General features: G+C 41.2%; 19 protein-coding genes. 12 read left to right on the top strand and 7 right to left on the bottom strand.

The features are described from left to right. Nucleotides 1–213: 213 nt before the first annotated feature. The 3 genes from ID12_RS02665 to ID12_RS02675 all read left to right on the top strand — a co-directional run bounded on the left by ID12_RS02665 (nucleotide 214) and on the right by ID12_RS02675 (nucleotide 2539). Nucleotides 214–627, top strand: coding sequence for a MarR family winged helix-turn-helix transcriptional regulator (locus ID12_RS02665; protein WP_050827640.1), 414 nt, complete (start codon nucleotides 214–216; stop codon nucleotides 625–627). Between the two features lie 15 nt (nucleotides 628–642). Beyond that, the gene (locus ID12_RS02670; RefSeq protein WP_008343329.1) at nucleotides 643–1830 is read left to right on the top strand and encodes an MFS transporter; all 1188 of its coding nucleotides are present in this window, start codon (nucleotides 643–645) and stop codon (nucleotides 1828–1830) included. 109 nt (nucleotides 1831–1939) lie between these two features. Then, entirely contained in the window at nucleotides 1940–2539 is a 600-nt protein-coding gene (locus tag ID12_RS02675; protein WP_008343330.1) for an undecaprenyl-diphosphatase, read from the top strand. 33 nt (nucleotides 2540–2572) lie between these two features. On the opposite strand, the gene ID12_RS02680 is transcribed toward ID12_RS02675, so the two are convergent. Then, the gene (locus ID12_RS02680) at nucleotides 2573–3964 is read right to left on the bottom strand and encodes an MFS transporter (protein ID WP_046526712.1); all 1392 of its coding nucleotides are present in this window, start codon (nucleotides 3962–3964) and stop codon (nucleotides 2573–2575) included. Between the two features lie 176 nt (nucleotides 3965–4140). Here ID12_RS02680 and ID12_RS02685 point away from each other — a divergent pair, with 176 nt between their 5' ends. From ID12_RS02685 to ID12_RS02705, 5 genes are all read left to right on the top strand, one after another. Further along, entirely contained in the window at nucleotides 4141–5028 is an 888-nt protein-coding gene (locus tag ID12_RS02685; protein ID WP_046526713.1) for a transporter substrate-binding domain-containing protein, read from the top strand. 41 nt (nucleotides 5029–5069) lie between these two features. After that, nucleotides 5070–5747 (top strand): amino acid ABC transporter permease, encoded by a 678-nt coding sequence (locus ID12_RS02690; RefSeq protein ID WP_007497584.1) that lies wholly within the window; start codon nucleotides 5070–5072, stop codon nucleotides 5745–5747. Nucleotides 5748–5757: 10 nt separating this feature from the next. Continuing rightward, nucleotides 5758–6498 carry an amino acid ABC transporter ATP-binding protein gene (locus tag ID12_RS02695; RefSeq protein WP_008343342.1) on the top strand — a complete coding sequence of 247 codons (741 nt, stop codon included), beginning with the start codon at nucleotides 5758–5760 and terminating at the stop codon, nucleotides 6496–6498. A 193-nt stretch (nucleotides 6499–6691) separates the two neighbouring features. Next, entirely contained in the window at nucleotides 6692–7900 is a 1209-nt protein-coding gene (locus ID12_RS02700; RefSeq protein WP_008343343.1) for an ammonium transporter, read from the top strand. Nucleotides 7901–7919: 19 nt separating this feature from the next. Then, nucleotides 7920–8267, top strand: a complete 348-nt coding sequence (locus ID12_RS02705) for a P-II family nitrogen regulator (protein WP_007497589.1) — start codon at nucleotides 7920–7922, stop codon at nucleotides 8265–8267. 86 nt (nucleotides 8268–8353) lie between these two features. On the opposite strand, the gene ID12_RS02710 is transcribed toward ID12_RS02705, so the two are convergent. Next, nucleotides 8354–9250 (bottom strand): stage II sporulation protein SpoIIQ, encoded by an 897-nt coding sequence (locus tag ID12_RS02710; RefSeq protein WP_007497590.1) that lies wholly within the window; start codon nucleotides 9248–9250, stop codon nucleotides 8354–8356. 127 nt (nucleotides 9251–9377) lie between these two features. Here ID12_RS02710 and ID12_RS02715 point away from each other — a divergent pair, with 127 nt between their 5' ends. After that, nucleotides 9378–9875 carry a GNAT family N-acetyltransferase gene (locus tag ID12_RS02715; RefSeq protein ID WP_008343345.1) on the top strand — a complete coding sequence of 166 codons (498 nt, stop codon included), beginning with the start codon at nucleotides 9378–9380 and terminating at the stop codon, nucleotides 9873–9875. A gap of 235 nt (nucleotides 9876–10110) precedes the next feature. Here the strand turns inward: ID12_RS02715 and ID12_RS02720 are convergent, their stop codons facing one another. Genes ID12_RS02720 through ID12_RS02730 form a run of 3 tightly spaced genes read right to left on the bottom strand, consistent with a single transcriptional unit; the run spans nucleotide 10111 to nucleotide 13008 of the window. Continuing rightward, the gene (locus tag ID12_RS02720) at nucleotides 10111–10641 is read right to left on the bottom strand and encodes a TlpA family protein disulfide reductase (RefSeq protein WP_007497592.1); all 531 of its coding nucleotides are present in this window, start codon (nucleotides 10639–10641) and stop codon (nucleotides 10111–10113) included. Beyond that, nucleotides 10638–11207: a MauE/DoxX family redox-associated membrane protein gene (locus tag ID12_RS02725; RefSeq protein ID WP_017360025.1), complete on the bottom strand. Its 570-nt coding sequence runs from the start codon at nucleotides 11205–11207 to the stop codon at nucleotides 10638–10640. Before ID12_RS02725 ends, ID12_RS02720 begins: the two co-directional genes overlap by 4 nt. A gap of 1 nt (nucleotide 11208) precedes the next feature. Beyond that, nucleotides 11209–13008 (bottom strand): ABC transporter ATP-binding protein, encoded by a 1800-nt coding sequence (locus tag ID12_RS02730; protein WP_046344658.1) that lies wholly within the window; start codon nucleotides 13006–13008, stop codon nucleotides 11209–11211. 98 nt (nucleotides 13009–13106) lie between these two features. Here ID12_RS02730 and ID12_RS02735 point away from each other — a divergent pair, with 98 nt between their 5' ends. After that, a complete protein-coding gene (locus tag ID12_RS02735) occupies nucleotides 13107–13616 on the top strand; it encodes a hypothetical protein (protein ID WP_017360027.1) in 510 nt (169 codons plus the stop codon). Nucleotides 13617–13664: 48 nt separating this feature from the next. Here ID12_RS02735 and ID12_RS02740 read toward each other — a convergent pair whose 3' ends face one another. After that, nucleotides 13665–14063: a hypothetical protein gene (locus ID12_RS02740; RefSeq protein ID WP_007497596.1), complete on the bottom strand. Its 399-nt coding sequence runs from the start codon at nucleotides 14061–14063 to the stop codon at nucleotides 13665–13667. 33 nt (nucleotides 14064–14096) lie between these two features. After that, complete coding sequence (locus tag ID12_RS18740; protein WP_072367358.1) at nucleotides 14097–14291, bottom strand: hypothetical protein; 195 nt, start codon at nucleotides 14289–14291, stop codon at nucleotides 14097–14099. Nucleotides 14292–14579: 288 nt separating this feature from the next. Between ID12_RS18740 and ID12_RS02745 the strand changes: the two genes are divergently transcribed. Further along, nucleotides 14580–15002: a DUF5362 family protein gene (locus tag ID12_RS02745; RefSeq protein ID WP_007497598.1), complete on the top strand. Its 423-nt coding sequence runs from the start codon at nucleotides 14580–14582 to the stop codon at nucleotides 15000–15002. Between the two features lie 140 nt (nucleotides 15003–15142). Next, complete coding sequence (gene rpmG / locus ID12_RS02750; protein WP_003214771.1) at nucleotides 15143–15292, top strand: 50S ribosomal protein L33; 150 nt, start codon at nucleotides 15143–15145, stop codon at nucleotides 15290–15292. The last annotated feature ends 77 nt before the right edge of the window (nucleotides 15293–15369 follow it).

Here is a 15369-nt window from a genome sequence, read left to right on the forward strand (position 1 = left end):
TCAAACACTCTCTTTGTCAGGTTTGTAACAGTGTATTAGCATTGCATAGGGAATATGCTAAAAATGAAGATGGGACAAGGGATTTATCAGAAAAGACAAAACAAAAAATCATTTCGAGTGGCGAAAATTTTCACTTTACAAGCATCGGTGTAACACGTAAAATAGGAAAGGTGATTTTATTTACCTAGATAAATAATGAATAAAGGTGAGCCTATGGATACGTTAAACAGAGAGTGTTTACATCAAATACATCAAAGCGCGCGGCTGCTGTCTAAAAAAGCGAACGAAGCGCTTGCTGCTTATGACTTGTACATGTCCCAGTGGACTGTACTTTTTTGTTTGGATACATTCGGCCCTAAAACACAAAAAGACATTTGGACCTATTTGAACGTCGAAGCACCGACGATTACCAGAACCGTGACGCGTCTAGAAGCAAACGGCTGGGTGAAACGAGTCCAAGGAAAAGACAAACGTGAGAATCTCATCGTCATGACAGACGATACAAAAACAAAGTTTAAAGAAATCAAACAGACGATGGAACAATTTGAAGAAGAATGTCTTTCAGATTTCACCTACGAAGAAAAACAACTCCTCCATACACTTTTACACAAATTATCAACTGAATAGGAAGTGACATACACCATGAACGAACGCATTTGGACAAAAGACTTTATCATGATTGTCCTGGTGAATTTATTTACATTCACCTCTTTTTATGCCCTTTTGACACTACTCCCCATTTACACAATGGATGAATTAAATGGAACAGAATCACAGGGTGGCCTCCTTGTGACGGTCTTCTTATTATCAGCAATTGTGACAAGGCCATTTTCAGGGGCCATTATTGAGAAATTCGGCAAGAAACGCATGGCGATTTTTTCTTCAACGGCTTTTGCCCTGCTCACTTATTTATACATTCCAATTGATCAATTCCAAACACTTCTCATGCTGCGTTTCGTGCAAGGAATCTTCTTCAGCATTTTGACAACCGTAGCAAGTGCCATTGCAGCTGATATGATTCCGAAACATAAACGAGGAGAGGGTCTTGGATACTTTGTCATGTCGATGAACCTTGCCGTGGTCATCGGTCCGTTTATCGCACTGAATCAAGTCGGAAAAATCGGATTCCATTCTTTATTTCTGCTCTTTTCCATCATCGTCTCCATCGGTGCAGCTTTCACGATGCTGATTAGACAGCCAGAGCCTGAAAATGGCGGAAGTGTCGTCTTTCGATTCACTTTTTCTCATCTGTTTGAAAAAGGCGCTTTAAAAACGGCAGCAGTTGGAATCATTATCTCCTTCTGTTACTCGCCGATCATTTCATTTATTTCAGTCTATGCCAATTCACTTCACCTGATGGGTGCAAGCAGTTATTTCTTCATTGTTTTTGCAGCTGCAATGCTTGGATCACGTCCATTTACAGGCAGACTGTTTGACCGAGTCGGGCCTCATATTGTGATCTATCCATCTATTGCTCTCTTTGCGATTGGTTTATGGATGCTGACCGCTACACAAACAGCCACCATGCTTCTTTTATCCGGCGCTGTCATCGGCCTTGGCTACGGCTCTTTGGTGCCATGTCTACAAACACTTGCGATACAGCACTCACCAGCACACCGTACAGGCTACGCCACAGCAACTTTCTTTACCTTGTATGATACGGGGATTGCCGCTGGATCCTTTGTCTTCGGACTGCTTGTCAGCTTCACAGATTTTTCAAATGTATATCTCATTGCTGGCGTTGTCGTGTTACTCAGCATGGGCGTTTTTTATTGGAGCGAACGAAAACCGCAAGAAGCAAAAGCACAAAAGGTTTCCCTATCAGAATAGGATACTGTTTTAAACTTCACTGAAAACATGCTAAAATATAGGATATTTCAAATGAACAGATAGGTCTTTTGAAAAATAGTTGGCGTTAAGCGAAAGTATAGGTGATGTTTTGAATTACGAATTGTTTAAAGTCATACACGGGATGGCTCATCATTCTGAGTTTTTAGATCAGGCCATGATTTTCATTACGAAAAAGGCCATTCTCGTATATGCCCTCGTCTTATTGATTTGTTGGTTTTTAGGTAATCACAAATTTAAGAAGCATGTCTTCTTTTCTGGTGTAACAGGCATCGTGGCACTCATCGTCAATTTTGCCATTACGCTGTTTTATTATGAAGAGCGGCCGTTTGTGGCGCACAAAGTCGACACACTCATCCCGCACTCAGCAGACGCTTCCTTCCCAAGTGACCATACAACAGGTGCACTGGCTCTTTCACTAGCCATTCGATCCCGTAATAAAAAACTCGGCAATATTTTGCTTGTTTTTGGATTACTGACAGGGTTCTCCCGCATCTGGGTCGGCCATCATTATCCATTTGATGTATTAGGCAGCTTAATCGTATCGATTGTGGTTGTCTTTATCATGAATAAATTATGGAAGTTCTTTGACTCTCCAATTGACCGTATCGTGACATTTTACGAGAACATTGTGGGCAAAATTTTCAGAAGGAAGCAAAAGGACCAAGGGTCAGACCTGTCCAACTCTTAAGCGGCTTGCGATAAAGTATGGAAGACCTCTCTTCTACTTTATCCCAGCCGCTTTTTTCATTGTTTGTTTTCCTCTGACCATACTCGAAAAATAAAGGCTGACGCTAATGCCGACAAGAGAAATCATGATCAATGTCCAGCCTAATTGGTCAAAATGAGAACCTGCAATTTCCTCACCAAACAGCATGCCAAGCACGGCAGATGACAGAATGGAACCAAGGTACCTGCATGTTTGAAAAAGCCCAGAGGTCGTGCCAATCATTTGTTGAGGGCTCGCTTTTAACATCGCAGCTTGAAGCGCAACATTTCCAATCCCGTAACTGAGTCCAAGCAAAGCAAGAACCAGTCCTTTCCCCCAGAATGGCGCAGGAATAAAAAAGAAAGTCATGGCGGAAGCGCCGGCCAGCATGAGCACAGCACTTGCCAAAACAGGATGCCGTTCATCGCCGCGATCTACCCACTTGCCAGTCAGCGGCGATACCATAATGCTCACTCCAGACATGCAAAGCATAAAGAGACCCGTCATCTCCACACGCCAGCCCAATTCATCCTGAAAATAACTTGGCAAGCCAAAAAAGAGACAATAGAAGAAAATATTTAAAATGATAAATTGCACATACACAAGTGAAAGCCGTTTCTCCTGCCTGAACATCCGAATTTGGATAAATGGCTCATCCACCTGATGCTCCCACCATATAAAAGCACCCGCACTCACAAGACAGAGAATGCCCTGTACATACTGAATACCATCAGATAGTGATAATAAAAAAGAAAGCAAAAGGACAATACAAACTGTAAATAGCAACATCCCTGGCAAATCAAGCTTTCGGACAGTGTCTCCTATACGCAATTTTTTCTTCTTCTCCTTAGGAAATAAGGAAAAGCCTAGAAAAAAACTGATCAATATGAATGGCAGATTTACTAAAAAGATCGCCGGCCAGCTGCCGATCGTCATCAAAAACCCGCCAAGTGTCGGCCCGAGTGCTGTCATCGCTGAAGCAAAGATGGACAATACCGCTAAAGCAGAAGCTTGTCGTTCCTTCACATGATCCCGAATCAGTCCAACACCTGAAGGATAGATCGCACTGCTTCCAATCGCCTGAAGAAGCCGGATCACAATCAGCACCGCAAAAGTCGGGGCAAACGGCGCACAAATGGCTGAGACTGCCACTAGAACTAGTCCAAATAAAAATAAGGTTCTCCGGCTCATCACATGATCTCCAATTCGTCCACTCACCGGCTGCGTGACCGCGCTGGCCAAATAAAAGGTTGAAATGAGCCAAGATACCGTCGTAAACGACAAACCGAACTCATGCTGAATTTGATGCAAGGCTAAAGAAATCATCGAGGAATTCAGTGGATTTAACATCGTGCCAAAAGCAATCGCCGTTAAAAAAACATTCCGGTTGTCTTTCCATTTGATCATACACCCGCCCCCTTCTTTTGACATACACGTTCTTTGTCTATCTCCTCGTTATTATGAGATTCATTTCCCTTTTTTACCCTTAGCAATTCAAGTTCTCTCTCCGAAAAGCAAGACATACATTCTAAAAAGGGCAAGTGTTGGAAAAGCGCATATAAAATTGAGAATATGAGGAACAAATGGTAAGATGCTACACATATTTAAAAGCCTACTTTCTCCTTATACGGAGAACGGCTGAAAAGGAGGAGAAGCTTATTATTAAAAAAAGACGGTTTTGGGTCCCAGCCCTTTTCTCGGTTGCAGTATTACTTCTGTCTTCGTGCGGTTCAAATGAAACAAATGGGAACGGAGATAAACGTAATTCTACAGCGAAAGGGTCGCCGATTTTGGAAGATGGGAAATTTATTTTTGCAGCATCAGGTGAATTCCATCCATTCAGTTACATGGATGGAAACCAGATGTCCGGCTTTGATATTGATGTCGGCAATGCGATTAGCGACAAGATGGGCCTCGAGCCTGTACAGAAAAAATATAAATTCGCAGGCATCGTCGAAGGCGTCAAAGCAGGCAAATTTGATGCGGCCGTTGCAAGTCATACCATCAACGAGGAACGAAAAAAACACGTCCTTTTTTCTCAACCGTATTACTACTCCGGTCCGCAAATCTTCACAAGACCCGGCGCAGACATTCACAGTGCAGATGACTTAAAAGACAAGGAAATCGCTGTCTCTAAAGGTTCGTCCTATGCGGATATTGCCAAAGAACATAGCGGGCAGGAACCAAAATATTACGACAGTGATGTTGTCGCTTTAGAAGCACTAGCCAACGGCAAACACGATGCGGTCGTCACTGATTTTGCCACGGGTGCAGAAGCCATGAAGAAAAAACTTAAAATTGAAGCACAAGAAAGACTCGGGCAAAGTGAGCAAGCAATCGCTGTCTCTAAAGACAATAAAGAGCTCATGAAAGAGATCAATGATGCGATTGATGCACTCAAAAAAGACGGAACATTAAGACAAATTAGCGAAAAGTATTTTGACGAAGATATTACCGTCAAACAGGATTAAAACCACGATTGTGCGCCTTTCTCTAGGCGCACTTTCTTCAAATGGAGATGATTGTTTTGCCTACCTTATCACACTTTTTTCAAACGCTGATTGATTCTAGAGGCGTTTTCTTAGAAGGAATGCTGCTTACCTTACAACTCACTGTCATCAGTATTTTCATCGGCATGTTCATCGGGCTTTTCTTTGCCTTACTAAAAATATCCCGCGTAGCCGTTTTCGGTTATATCGCAAATGCCTATATCTTCCTTGTACGCGGGACACCACTCATTGTGCAGATTTTTATCCTGTATTTTGGGCTTACAGAATTAAATATACCCGACTTTTGGGCAGCCTCTATTGCGCTTGCCTTCCATAACGGTGCCTATATAGCAGAAATATTTAGAGGTGCGATTCAATCAATCGATCAAGGTCAAAAAGAAGCAGGACGTTCTCTTGGCATGGGGCGATTTCTAACCATGAGACGTATCATTCTCCCGCAAGCGATGCGGCGTGCCCTTCCCCCTCTCGGCAATCAGTTTATTATCGGCTTAAAAGATTCATCACTTGCCGCCTTCATCAGCGTCAATGAACTCTTTAACATAGCCACCACTCAAGGTTCCAACAGTTTTGACAACATGACGTACTTACTTGTCGTGGCTGTCTATTACTTAGTTCTTGTCCTGCTGTTAACATTCGCTGTGCAAACCGTTGAGAAGAAACTTTCAGTCAGTGATCATTAGGAGGAGAAGCATGACAGAATCAAAAGAGATCATTCGTGTTGAAAAACTGAATAAATACTTTGGAGAGCTGCATGTCTTAAAAGATATCGATCTCACTGTATATGAAAATGATGTCGTCGTCTTAATTGGTGCAAGCGGCTCTGGGAAAAGCACCTTGCTCCGTTGTATGAATTTTTTAGAAATAAAAAATGACGGTCAGATCATCATTGATGGCAGTCCCGTTCATCCAAAACGAGATCAATTAAACGAAATGAGGCAGAAAATAGGCATGGTGTTTCAGCATTTTAATCTCTTCCCGCACAAAACCGTGCTTGAAAACATCATCGAAGCACCGGTCATGGTGAAAAAAACAAAGAAAGCACAAGCGATAACTGAAGCCAATGTCTTATTAGAGAAAGTCGGACTAGCGGATAAAGCAAAAGTGTACCCTTCAAAGCTATCAGGCGGTCAAAAACAGCGCGTTGCCATCGCACGAGCTCTCGCCATGAAGCCCGATGTCATGTTATTTGACGAGCCTACTTCTGCGCTGGACCCAGAGCTTGTAGGCGAAGTGCTGCAAACCATGAAAAGTCTTGCCAAAGAAGGCATGACAATGGTCATCGTCACTCATGAAATGGGCTTCGCAAAAGAAGTAGCTGACCGAGTTGTTTATATGCATGAAGGACGAATCGTCGAACAAGGTACCCCATCAGAATTATTTGATTCTCCTCAAGAGGAGCGAACCAAATTGTTTCTCAGTTCGATTTTATAGGTCAAACGCCCTTTATTTTTCGTGATTCATGCACGTTTATTCTCATTTTTTACGAACTTTTCATCCATTTATATTGATAATGACCAAAAAACCATGTTAGATAAACTTACATGAATATGTTATATATGACTTTTCTCTCTATAATGAAGAATTAAGAAATCTATTAATTCTGAATGATTCGGGGGAATGCAGCATGCAAATGGGTGATACAGTATTTATGTTCTTCTGCGCACTACTCGTGTGGTTAATGACACCGGGTTTAGCCTTATTCTACGGAGGACTTGTGAGAAGTAAAAACGTGTTAAGTACGACAATGCACAGCTTAACCTCACTAGCCATTGTCTCTATCGTCTGGATCGTGTTTGGGTATTCACTCGCCTTTGCGCCAGGCAATGCATGGATCGGAGGCTTTGACTGGGTTGGACTAAAAGGCGTTGGCTTTGAACCTGGTTCATATAGTGACACGATTCCACATTCATTGTTCATGATGTTCCAAATGACCTTTGCCGTCCTCACAACAGCCATTATCTCTGGTGCCTTCGCTGAACGTATTCGTTACTCAGCGGTGGTCGTGTTTACACTCCTTTGGGTCACATTTGTATACGCTCCAGTCGCACACTGGGTATGGGGCGGCGGCTGGATTGGAGAAATGGGAGCACTTGACTTCGCCGGTGGAAACGTCGTCCACATATCATCCGGTGTGGCTGGTCTAGTCGTAGCCATTGTTCTCGGGAAGCGAAAAGAAGCGGCAAGTTCTTCTCCGCATAACTTGATCTACACACTTCTTGGTGGAGCTGTGATTTGGTTTGGCTGGTTTGGGTTTAACGTAGGAAGTGCCCTCACATTAGACAGTGTCGCCATGTATGCCTTTATTAACACCAATACAGCAGCTGCTGCAGGAATCATCGGCTGGCTGTTAGTCGAATGGATGATCAACAAAAAACCAACGATGCTAGGTGCAATCTCTGGAGCCATTGCAGGCCTAGTAGCGATTACACCTGCCGCAGGCTTTGTCACACCATTCGCTTCGATCATCATCGGAATCATCGGCGGAATCGTTTGTTTCTGGGGCGTCTATTCACTCAAAGCCAAGTTCGGCTATGACGATGCACTGGATGCATTCGGTCTCCACGGAATCGGCGGTACGTGGGGAGGCATTGCTACAGGCCTTTTCGCCACTACATCTGTCAATGATGGCGGAGCCAACGGCTTATTTTACGGCGATCCAAGCTTACTTTGGAAACAAGTTGTCGCCATCGTGGCCACATACGTCTTTGTTGCAGTTGTCACATACGTGATCATCAAAGTCGTCAACATCTTCTTCAAGATCCGCGCAACTGAAGAAGAAGAATCAGTCGGTCTTGATTTAACGATGCACGGCGAAAAAGCATATCAAGATTAAAGAAAAAAGGGGTGTCTCTATGAGCAAAATGTATAAAGTGGAGATTGTCACACGTCCAGCTAATTTTGAAACATTAAAGGTGGAGCTTGGAAAGATTGGTGTCACCTCGATTACCTTTTCCAATGTGCACGGCTGCGGATTACAAAAGGGACATACGGAACTATACCGTGGCGTCAAAAAGGAAAGCAATGTGTACGAACGTTTAAAGATTGAAATCGTCTTAAGCAAAGTACCTGTTGAACAGGTCGTGGAAACAGCACAGAAAGTACTGCGTACAGGCGAACCAGGGGATGGGAAGATTTTTATATATGAGATAGAAAATACAATCAACATTCGGACAGGTGAAGAAGGACCTGCCGCCTTATAGCATCCCCTCCGCCATATGGCGGAGGTTTTTTTAAAGACAGAAAAAAACCTCTGTGCATTTATCTACACAGAGGATCTGACATGACATTAAGATTGTTTTGTTTCTTCTGACTGACTGCGGTCTTTAGAGGAATCAGAAGACTTTTCTTGATCAGAGGATTTCCCCTTCTCATCAGACTTATCTTCAGATTTTTCTTCAGCCGGCTCTTTTGCCTTATCGTCAGCAGCAGGTTCCTTCGTTTTTTCATCAGCCTTTGGCTGTGCAGGTTCTTTTGCTTCTTCTGTCACTTCTTGCGCTGCTTTTTCAATGGAAGAAACAGGCTTATCAATGAAGCTAAGCGGATTAAGCGCTAAACCTTCCATACGAATTTCAAAGTGAACATGGTTGCCGCTTTCAGCACCATATAGATTCTTACCAGAAGCACCGATGACATCATTCTGCTTTACTTCATCGCCTTCTTTTACACTCACTTGAGACAACGATTGATACACAGTAGACAATCCATCTTCATGTTCAATTTCAACAACGTGACCGAGAACTGGATCTTTTTTCGCCTGAACGACTGTTCCACTAAGAGCAGCTGTGACATCAAACACTTTGCCATCTTTATCTGCAAGATCAATACCTTTGCTTAAGGTATAGGTGTTATTATAGTTTACAAGTGCTGCTTCTTTTTCTTTTTGATCAGCATCTGCTTCATAGAACTTTTTCACGACAGAAACATTCTCAGAATTCTGGACCGGCATAGCAACATTTTCAATTGGCTTTCCAACTTCAACGGCATCATCACGCTGTTCTTGTCCTGTTTGATTTCCATCAGATAATTGGTCTTTCACATCTTTCGATACAGCTTGATACCAAAGAACGGCTGTTAACACGACCGCTGCGCTGACCAAGTAAATAGCAGGGAATACCCAGCGCTTACGGAAAAATTGCTGAACTTTTGTGATTTTGGAAGTACGTTTCTTTTCTTCCTCTCTCATTTTTCATCACCTCAGCAACATTCTGAACACTTTTCAAAAAATATATACACACGAAATCATTTTTCTTTTTATTTTGCGCAATCGCATCAATAATATGTATGATGAATGAAAAAAGATGGGGGTACATATGGTGAAAACTTTCAACCGCATGGCAACAGAAGATGACCTCAAAGAGATCGTCGATATCTACAATTCAACGATTGCTTCAAGAGAAGTAACGGCCGATACAGAACCTGTTACAGTAGAAGACCGCCGTCAGTGGTTTTTGAATCATTCAGAGAAACGTCCTCTCTATGTGAAAACAGATGAGGAAGGAAATATCTACGGCTGGCTCAGTTTTGAAACGTTTTACGGCAGACCTGCATACAACGGTACTGTTGAAATGAGTATTTACTTGAACCAAAACTATCGAGGAAAAGGTTTAGGGTCACTGTTCTTACAAGAGGCGCTCGAATTGGCACCCTCATTAGGCATCCGAACGTTACTTGCCTTTATTTTCGGCCACAACGAAGCCAGCATCAAATTATTTAAGAAGCACGGATTTGAGACTTGGGGACATTTGCCACGCATCGCAGAAATGGACGGCAATCGGTACGACTTAGATATTTTAGGAAAAGAATTATAAACTGAGCGTCTCTTGAAGAAAGACACGCTTTAGATTGTTGACAAAGGGCTAAAATGAACTTTAATTTAGCCCTTTGTCTTCTTTTCAGCGTGATAGAAAACCTTTGCAGCCCGAGGAAGGACGAGTACTGGCGCGGAGCGAATGTCACATTCGTGAGCACCAGCACGCAGGACTGACAAAGAATGCGAAGGTTTGTCTACACGCTGGAGCGTCTCTTGAAGAAAGAGACGCTTTTTTATGAAGCATGCACCAACTGCTCAAATTGCTTCGCATTTTGAAGCGATTTTCTTTTCAGAATGATACCATGTTCATCAATCAGAAGCGCTTGCGGAACAACTGTTACTCCATACAACTCCATAATTTGTGATGAGCGCATATAAACAGCTTGCTCCGGCAGCAATTGAAGAAGCGAGGCATCATCGGCTTGTTCATCTCCATTAATAACAATCACATGAGCATCATCATGTGAAGTTTGAGGCTGCACATCAGACAAAATACTTTTACAAGTCATACAAGTAGAATTCACAAATAACAGCATCACAGCTCGCCCATTTTGCAAATACTCCTTCAAGATCACCTTTTCACCTACATGCGAATAACTGCGAAATAACGGAGCCGGGTCACCAATATCCGCTTCCTTCAATTCAATTCCATCAAGAGATTTTATTTTATTCATAAATCTCCCGATAAAACGGGCAAGCAAAAACACGACAGCCAGCTGGGCAATGACAATTAATAACACAATGATTAATAAAATATCTGTCATTTCATTTTATCTCCTTCTATAATTGATCCATCTGCAATCTGGAATGAGTCGATCCACTTTCGCTTCAATAGCACAATTTCTTGGCTGACCGCTATGATCAAACAGACAGCCGCTGCAATGAGAAAACAAATCATTTTCAACCGCAATGAAATCATTTCAACACTAGGATGTACATAAAATAACCCTGCCACAAGAGTAAGCATCAGCAGATTGCGAATCACAATCCCCCAATGCAGGCGATCGTTTTCCAGTAATCCTCCACAACCGCACGAAATATCACGATGCCCCCTCATTAAATTGAACGTAACCGCTCCAGTGTAAATACATAACAGGGCTGTAAGGCCCACTGCAGGCAGGACAGACATGTTCCATATAAACAAATGAATCGTACAAACCAACTCAATCAACAAAAATACATAAAACATGGGTGCCGCGAAAGAAGGCGGCAGCAGCCGATAAGCATTGATCTGTTGGACATGTGCCTTCTGTTTCCTTGCTTTATCCAGCCATGCACCTGCAAAAATGATTCCTAGTAAATAGACTCCTATGAAATAAAAGACACTCACCTTACACCATCTCCTTTTGTTGAAATAGTTGAGATTGTGCCTCGTATAGCCTTCTGTATTCTCCGTGTAATGCCATCAGTTCATCATGGTTGCCCTCTTCAATGAAAGCACCATCTTTCATGACGATGATACGGTCTGCTAAGCGGGCCGCTCCCATACGATGTGTAATAAACAAAACACCTTGATCCTGCGTATGATCGAACAACTTTCGAATGAGTGAGATCTCCGACAATGGATCGAGAGCAGAGGTCGGTTCATCTAAAATAATAAAATCACTTTCTCTAAAGAAGGTTCTCGCCATCGCAAGCTTTTGCCATTGTCCGCCAGACAATTCATGTCCCTCTTCAAAAAAGCGACCTAGCTGCGCATCATATGTGTCTTCCATTTCATTAATTCTTTTCTCTATACCTGCTTGACGGGCGGCTGAAATCAACCGCTCTTCCTCTTCTATATCATCAATACGGCCAAACCCTATGTTTTCTCTCACAGTGAATTCGTACTTCATAAAATCTTGAAAAAGAACAGCCATTCTCGCATGATAGGACTTTTTATGGATGGTGGAAATATCCTCTCCATTGACTTTGTGCATATTCTGTTGATCTGGATCGTATAAGCCGGTTAAACATTTGATTAAAGTGGTTTTACCGGACCCATTATCTCCTACTAATGCAATTCGTTCACCTTTATTCATATGAAAATGAATATGCTCAATCGCTGGTTTTTTCATATTCGGATAAGTAAAAGAGAGATTGTCTAATGTAATGGACTGGATATGCTCAATTCCCTGAAGCGACGCTGCCTCTTCCGTCTGTTCATGCATTTCCTCTTCTCTCTTTAGAAAAGCTCTCATTTCATCAACATATAGGCTCGTTTCATATAAACTAGAACATTCCCTCGTTAAATCTTGAAACCCACTTTGAATGTTTTGTACAGCTTGTAGCACTGCAACAAACGTACCCGCAGCTAATTTTTTTTGAAAAATAAGAAAGACAATCAATAAACCACAGCACACATAGGCCAATGTCATGAGCAACCCGCCTGCCATCTCCCAGCGCACTTGGCGTTTCAGCAAATTATATTTTTCATCTGCACTTTTAACGTAGTGACCTCTCCACTTTTGAAGAAGATAATTCCCTATTCCATATAAACGAACTTCCTTTAAAGAATCTCGCTGTGCGACGAGATCAGATACATACATTTCTCTTCGATCATTAGCCGTTAACAAACGATTTAATCGATAACGTGCGCCTCCAAAGAAAAGTTCAATCCATAATACAGGCAAGGTAAACAAGAACAATATGACCGCTAAGCCCCAATGAATACCGATCATATAAATAAGAAGTGATACAACAGTAATCAACGCGCTCATCATTGTAAAAATACTTCTCACCATACTGAGAACATGCTGATGACTGTTCATCACACGTTGACTTTCATTGTAAAAGGACGGGTGCTCAAACGTAATAAACGGCAGTCTTATCGCTTTTTGAAGCAATTCACCTTTCAAATGGAGACCAATCAGATTTGTTGCTTTCTGTTGACTAAGCTGAAGAATAAATTGAAGCCCATATCCTAAAATCACAATGACCATTTGCAGTCCAAATAACCACAAAACCTTTTGGATGTCACCTGAAGACGTCATAAATAAAATAATTTCATTAATCAAAGTTTGAATAATCCAGACACTAGCCAAAGGCATAAAACCAACGATCACTTGAATGAACAAAGTTAAAAGAAGATAAGAACGACTTTTTTTCCAAGTATAGGAGATTGCATATAAACAATGGTTCACTGTACTCATGAGATGCTCCACCTTACACCATTTAGTATAATTGACATATTTTTGATATTTGTAATATGATAGCTTTGCGTAACTTCACTTTGAGAGGACGATATACGATGAATTCAATTTTTCTTATACAGCTCGCTCTTATGATTTGCAGTCTTCTATTAACGGCTGGAATTATCATCTATTTAAAACAACAGATGCAGCTTATCATCTTACCTATAGAACACGTGGGGCAGAAACTTGCGCATCCACTTCTCGAACAGCCATCACCCATTCACATGAATGATCTGCTGCAAACAAATCGTACACAACAATTACTGATCTTCACTGACACAGCATGTCCGCACTGCATTCCATCACTCGAACAATTCCTAGAAACAAAAAAGCAGCGTAAACTAAACGTTTCATTGAGTATTTTGTTGAAAAACGGGCAAAAAAAGGACCAAGAATTATATCGTGATAACGAAACAAACTTGCGAATTATTCCGGTAGACGAACAATTGATAAACGCATTCCAAATTCAGGAGTTTCCGTTCTACATCATGGTAGAAGACAATGATACCATCTCATATGCAGCACCTTTTCCAGACGGTCTTTATTCAAGACTAGCTGCAAACTAAAGATAAATGAGGCATGTGAAGAGCATCAAACACATGCCTCATTTTTTATTACTGTGAATTTGGCTGAACATCCTTCCCTTTTTCCTCTGCAGCGATTTCATTAGCTTCGCTTGAAGCGGATGTTTGTTCCTCAGCTTGTTCAAACTCACTGCGAGCTTCATTTGAAATGTCAACTTGATCACCGTGCTGATTCACAGTAACGGAAGAAGACCCCTCTTTTTGAACCTCTTTCTCTAGTTCTTTTAATTTAGAAACATGAAGCTCTAAATCTTTTCCTTGCTGAACTAAAGTCAGTTGTTGAAATAACGCCTTTCTCTCTTCTGGAGAATGGTCGCCTTGAACAATTTGCGCTGCTTGGGTCAAAAAAGAATTTGATGTATGGCCTGCTTGACGCTTATTTGACGTCTGCATAGCATTTGTTACTAATGAAATTGGAGTTATGCTCATGCGTTCACACCCTAATAAATAAGATACTTAGATTTAGCAGCCACATTTAACGCGTTCTTGGCTAGTACAAATCTCACCTGTATCACGATCCACATAGTAACGGAAAGTTCCAACGCCTTGAAGGAAACAAGTTGGTGCTGATTGACAAGAAGTTACCAATCTTTGCAAAATACATCTAGCAGCTGCAGGTTGAACATTGGTCATTTTGTTTAAAATTCGATCTAACATATGAATTCCACCTTCCAATTTTTATGGTAATACAATACAATAATAACCAATTGATAGACAACTAACAACATATTTTGATAAATTTTCTAATTACTTCAAACTACTTTTCTTATTTATGACAAAATTTTTCGATTACAATTGTAGTAATTGTTACTTTTTTCTTATTCGAAAATAATTTATTTATCCATAAAAAGTAAATAAAAGATAGAAATAAGGTCAATTCACTCTTCCTAAAGTACTACTTGCTCAAGTATGATATAGAGTGAATACATAAAGGAGTGAACACAATTGCAACAAACTGAGAAAATCATTCAATCTCTTCATTCAATAACAAAGTGGGGAAAGGTTGGGAGCATCTTTCTCTATATTTCAGGTGGTCTATCCATCCTCAGTGGGTTTTGGCTTGTTCTTCCTGCTGCCATTGGCGTTTTTCTGATTATGATGGGAATTCATGTCCAAAAATCCGTGAAAGCAGCTGAACAATTGATTCAAGCGCCTGATACTTCTTACGAAGAATTATTGGAACAATATGCTAAGATGATGAAAATGCAGACACTGTTTGCCATTTCAAGTATTGCCGCCGTTATTCTCTCATTCATCGCTATCGTTTTGATGTTTATACTAGGCGGGCTAGCCTTTCTCCAAGAGCTTCCTACCGATGTCCAACAGTACGAAGATTATTACGAAGAAGAACTTGGTGACTTTTATTAATAGAAAGGGGTATCAATAAAATGCGATACCCCTTTTTTATTTGAGTTGGCATAGCCTTGATACTAAACTTGACAATCAGCCTTTATCATTTTAAAATACAAATCGTAATCATTACGGAATAAAGGAGGGTTATAGCACTTATGCGCGTGAAAATCACCTTAGCCTGTACAGAAACAGGTGACAGAAACTATATCACTACAAAAAATAAACGAACGAACCCAGACAGATTGGAGTTAAAAAAATATTCTCCACGATTAAAGAAATACACCCTTCATCGGGAAACAAAATAATTTTTGGGATTCAAATCGTAACAATTACTATTTAAGCGAGGCGGCATACAAAATGATTATGTTCAAAAGGACTAAAC

The sequence above is a fragment of the Bacillus altitudinis genome (genome assembly GCF_001191605.1).
In the GTDB taxonomy this organism is placed as follows: domain Bacteria; phylum Bacillota; class Bacilli; order Bacillales; family Bacillaceae; genus Bacillus; species Bacillus altitudinis.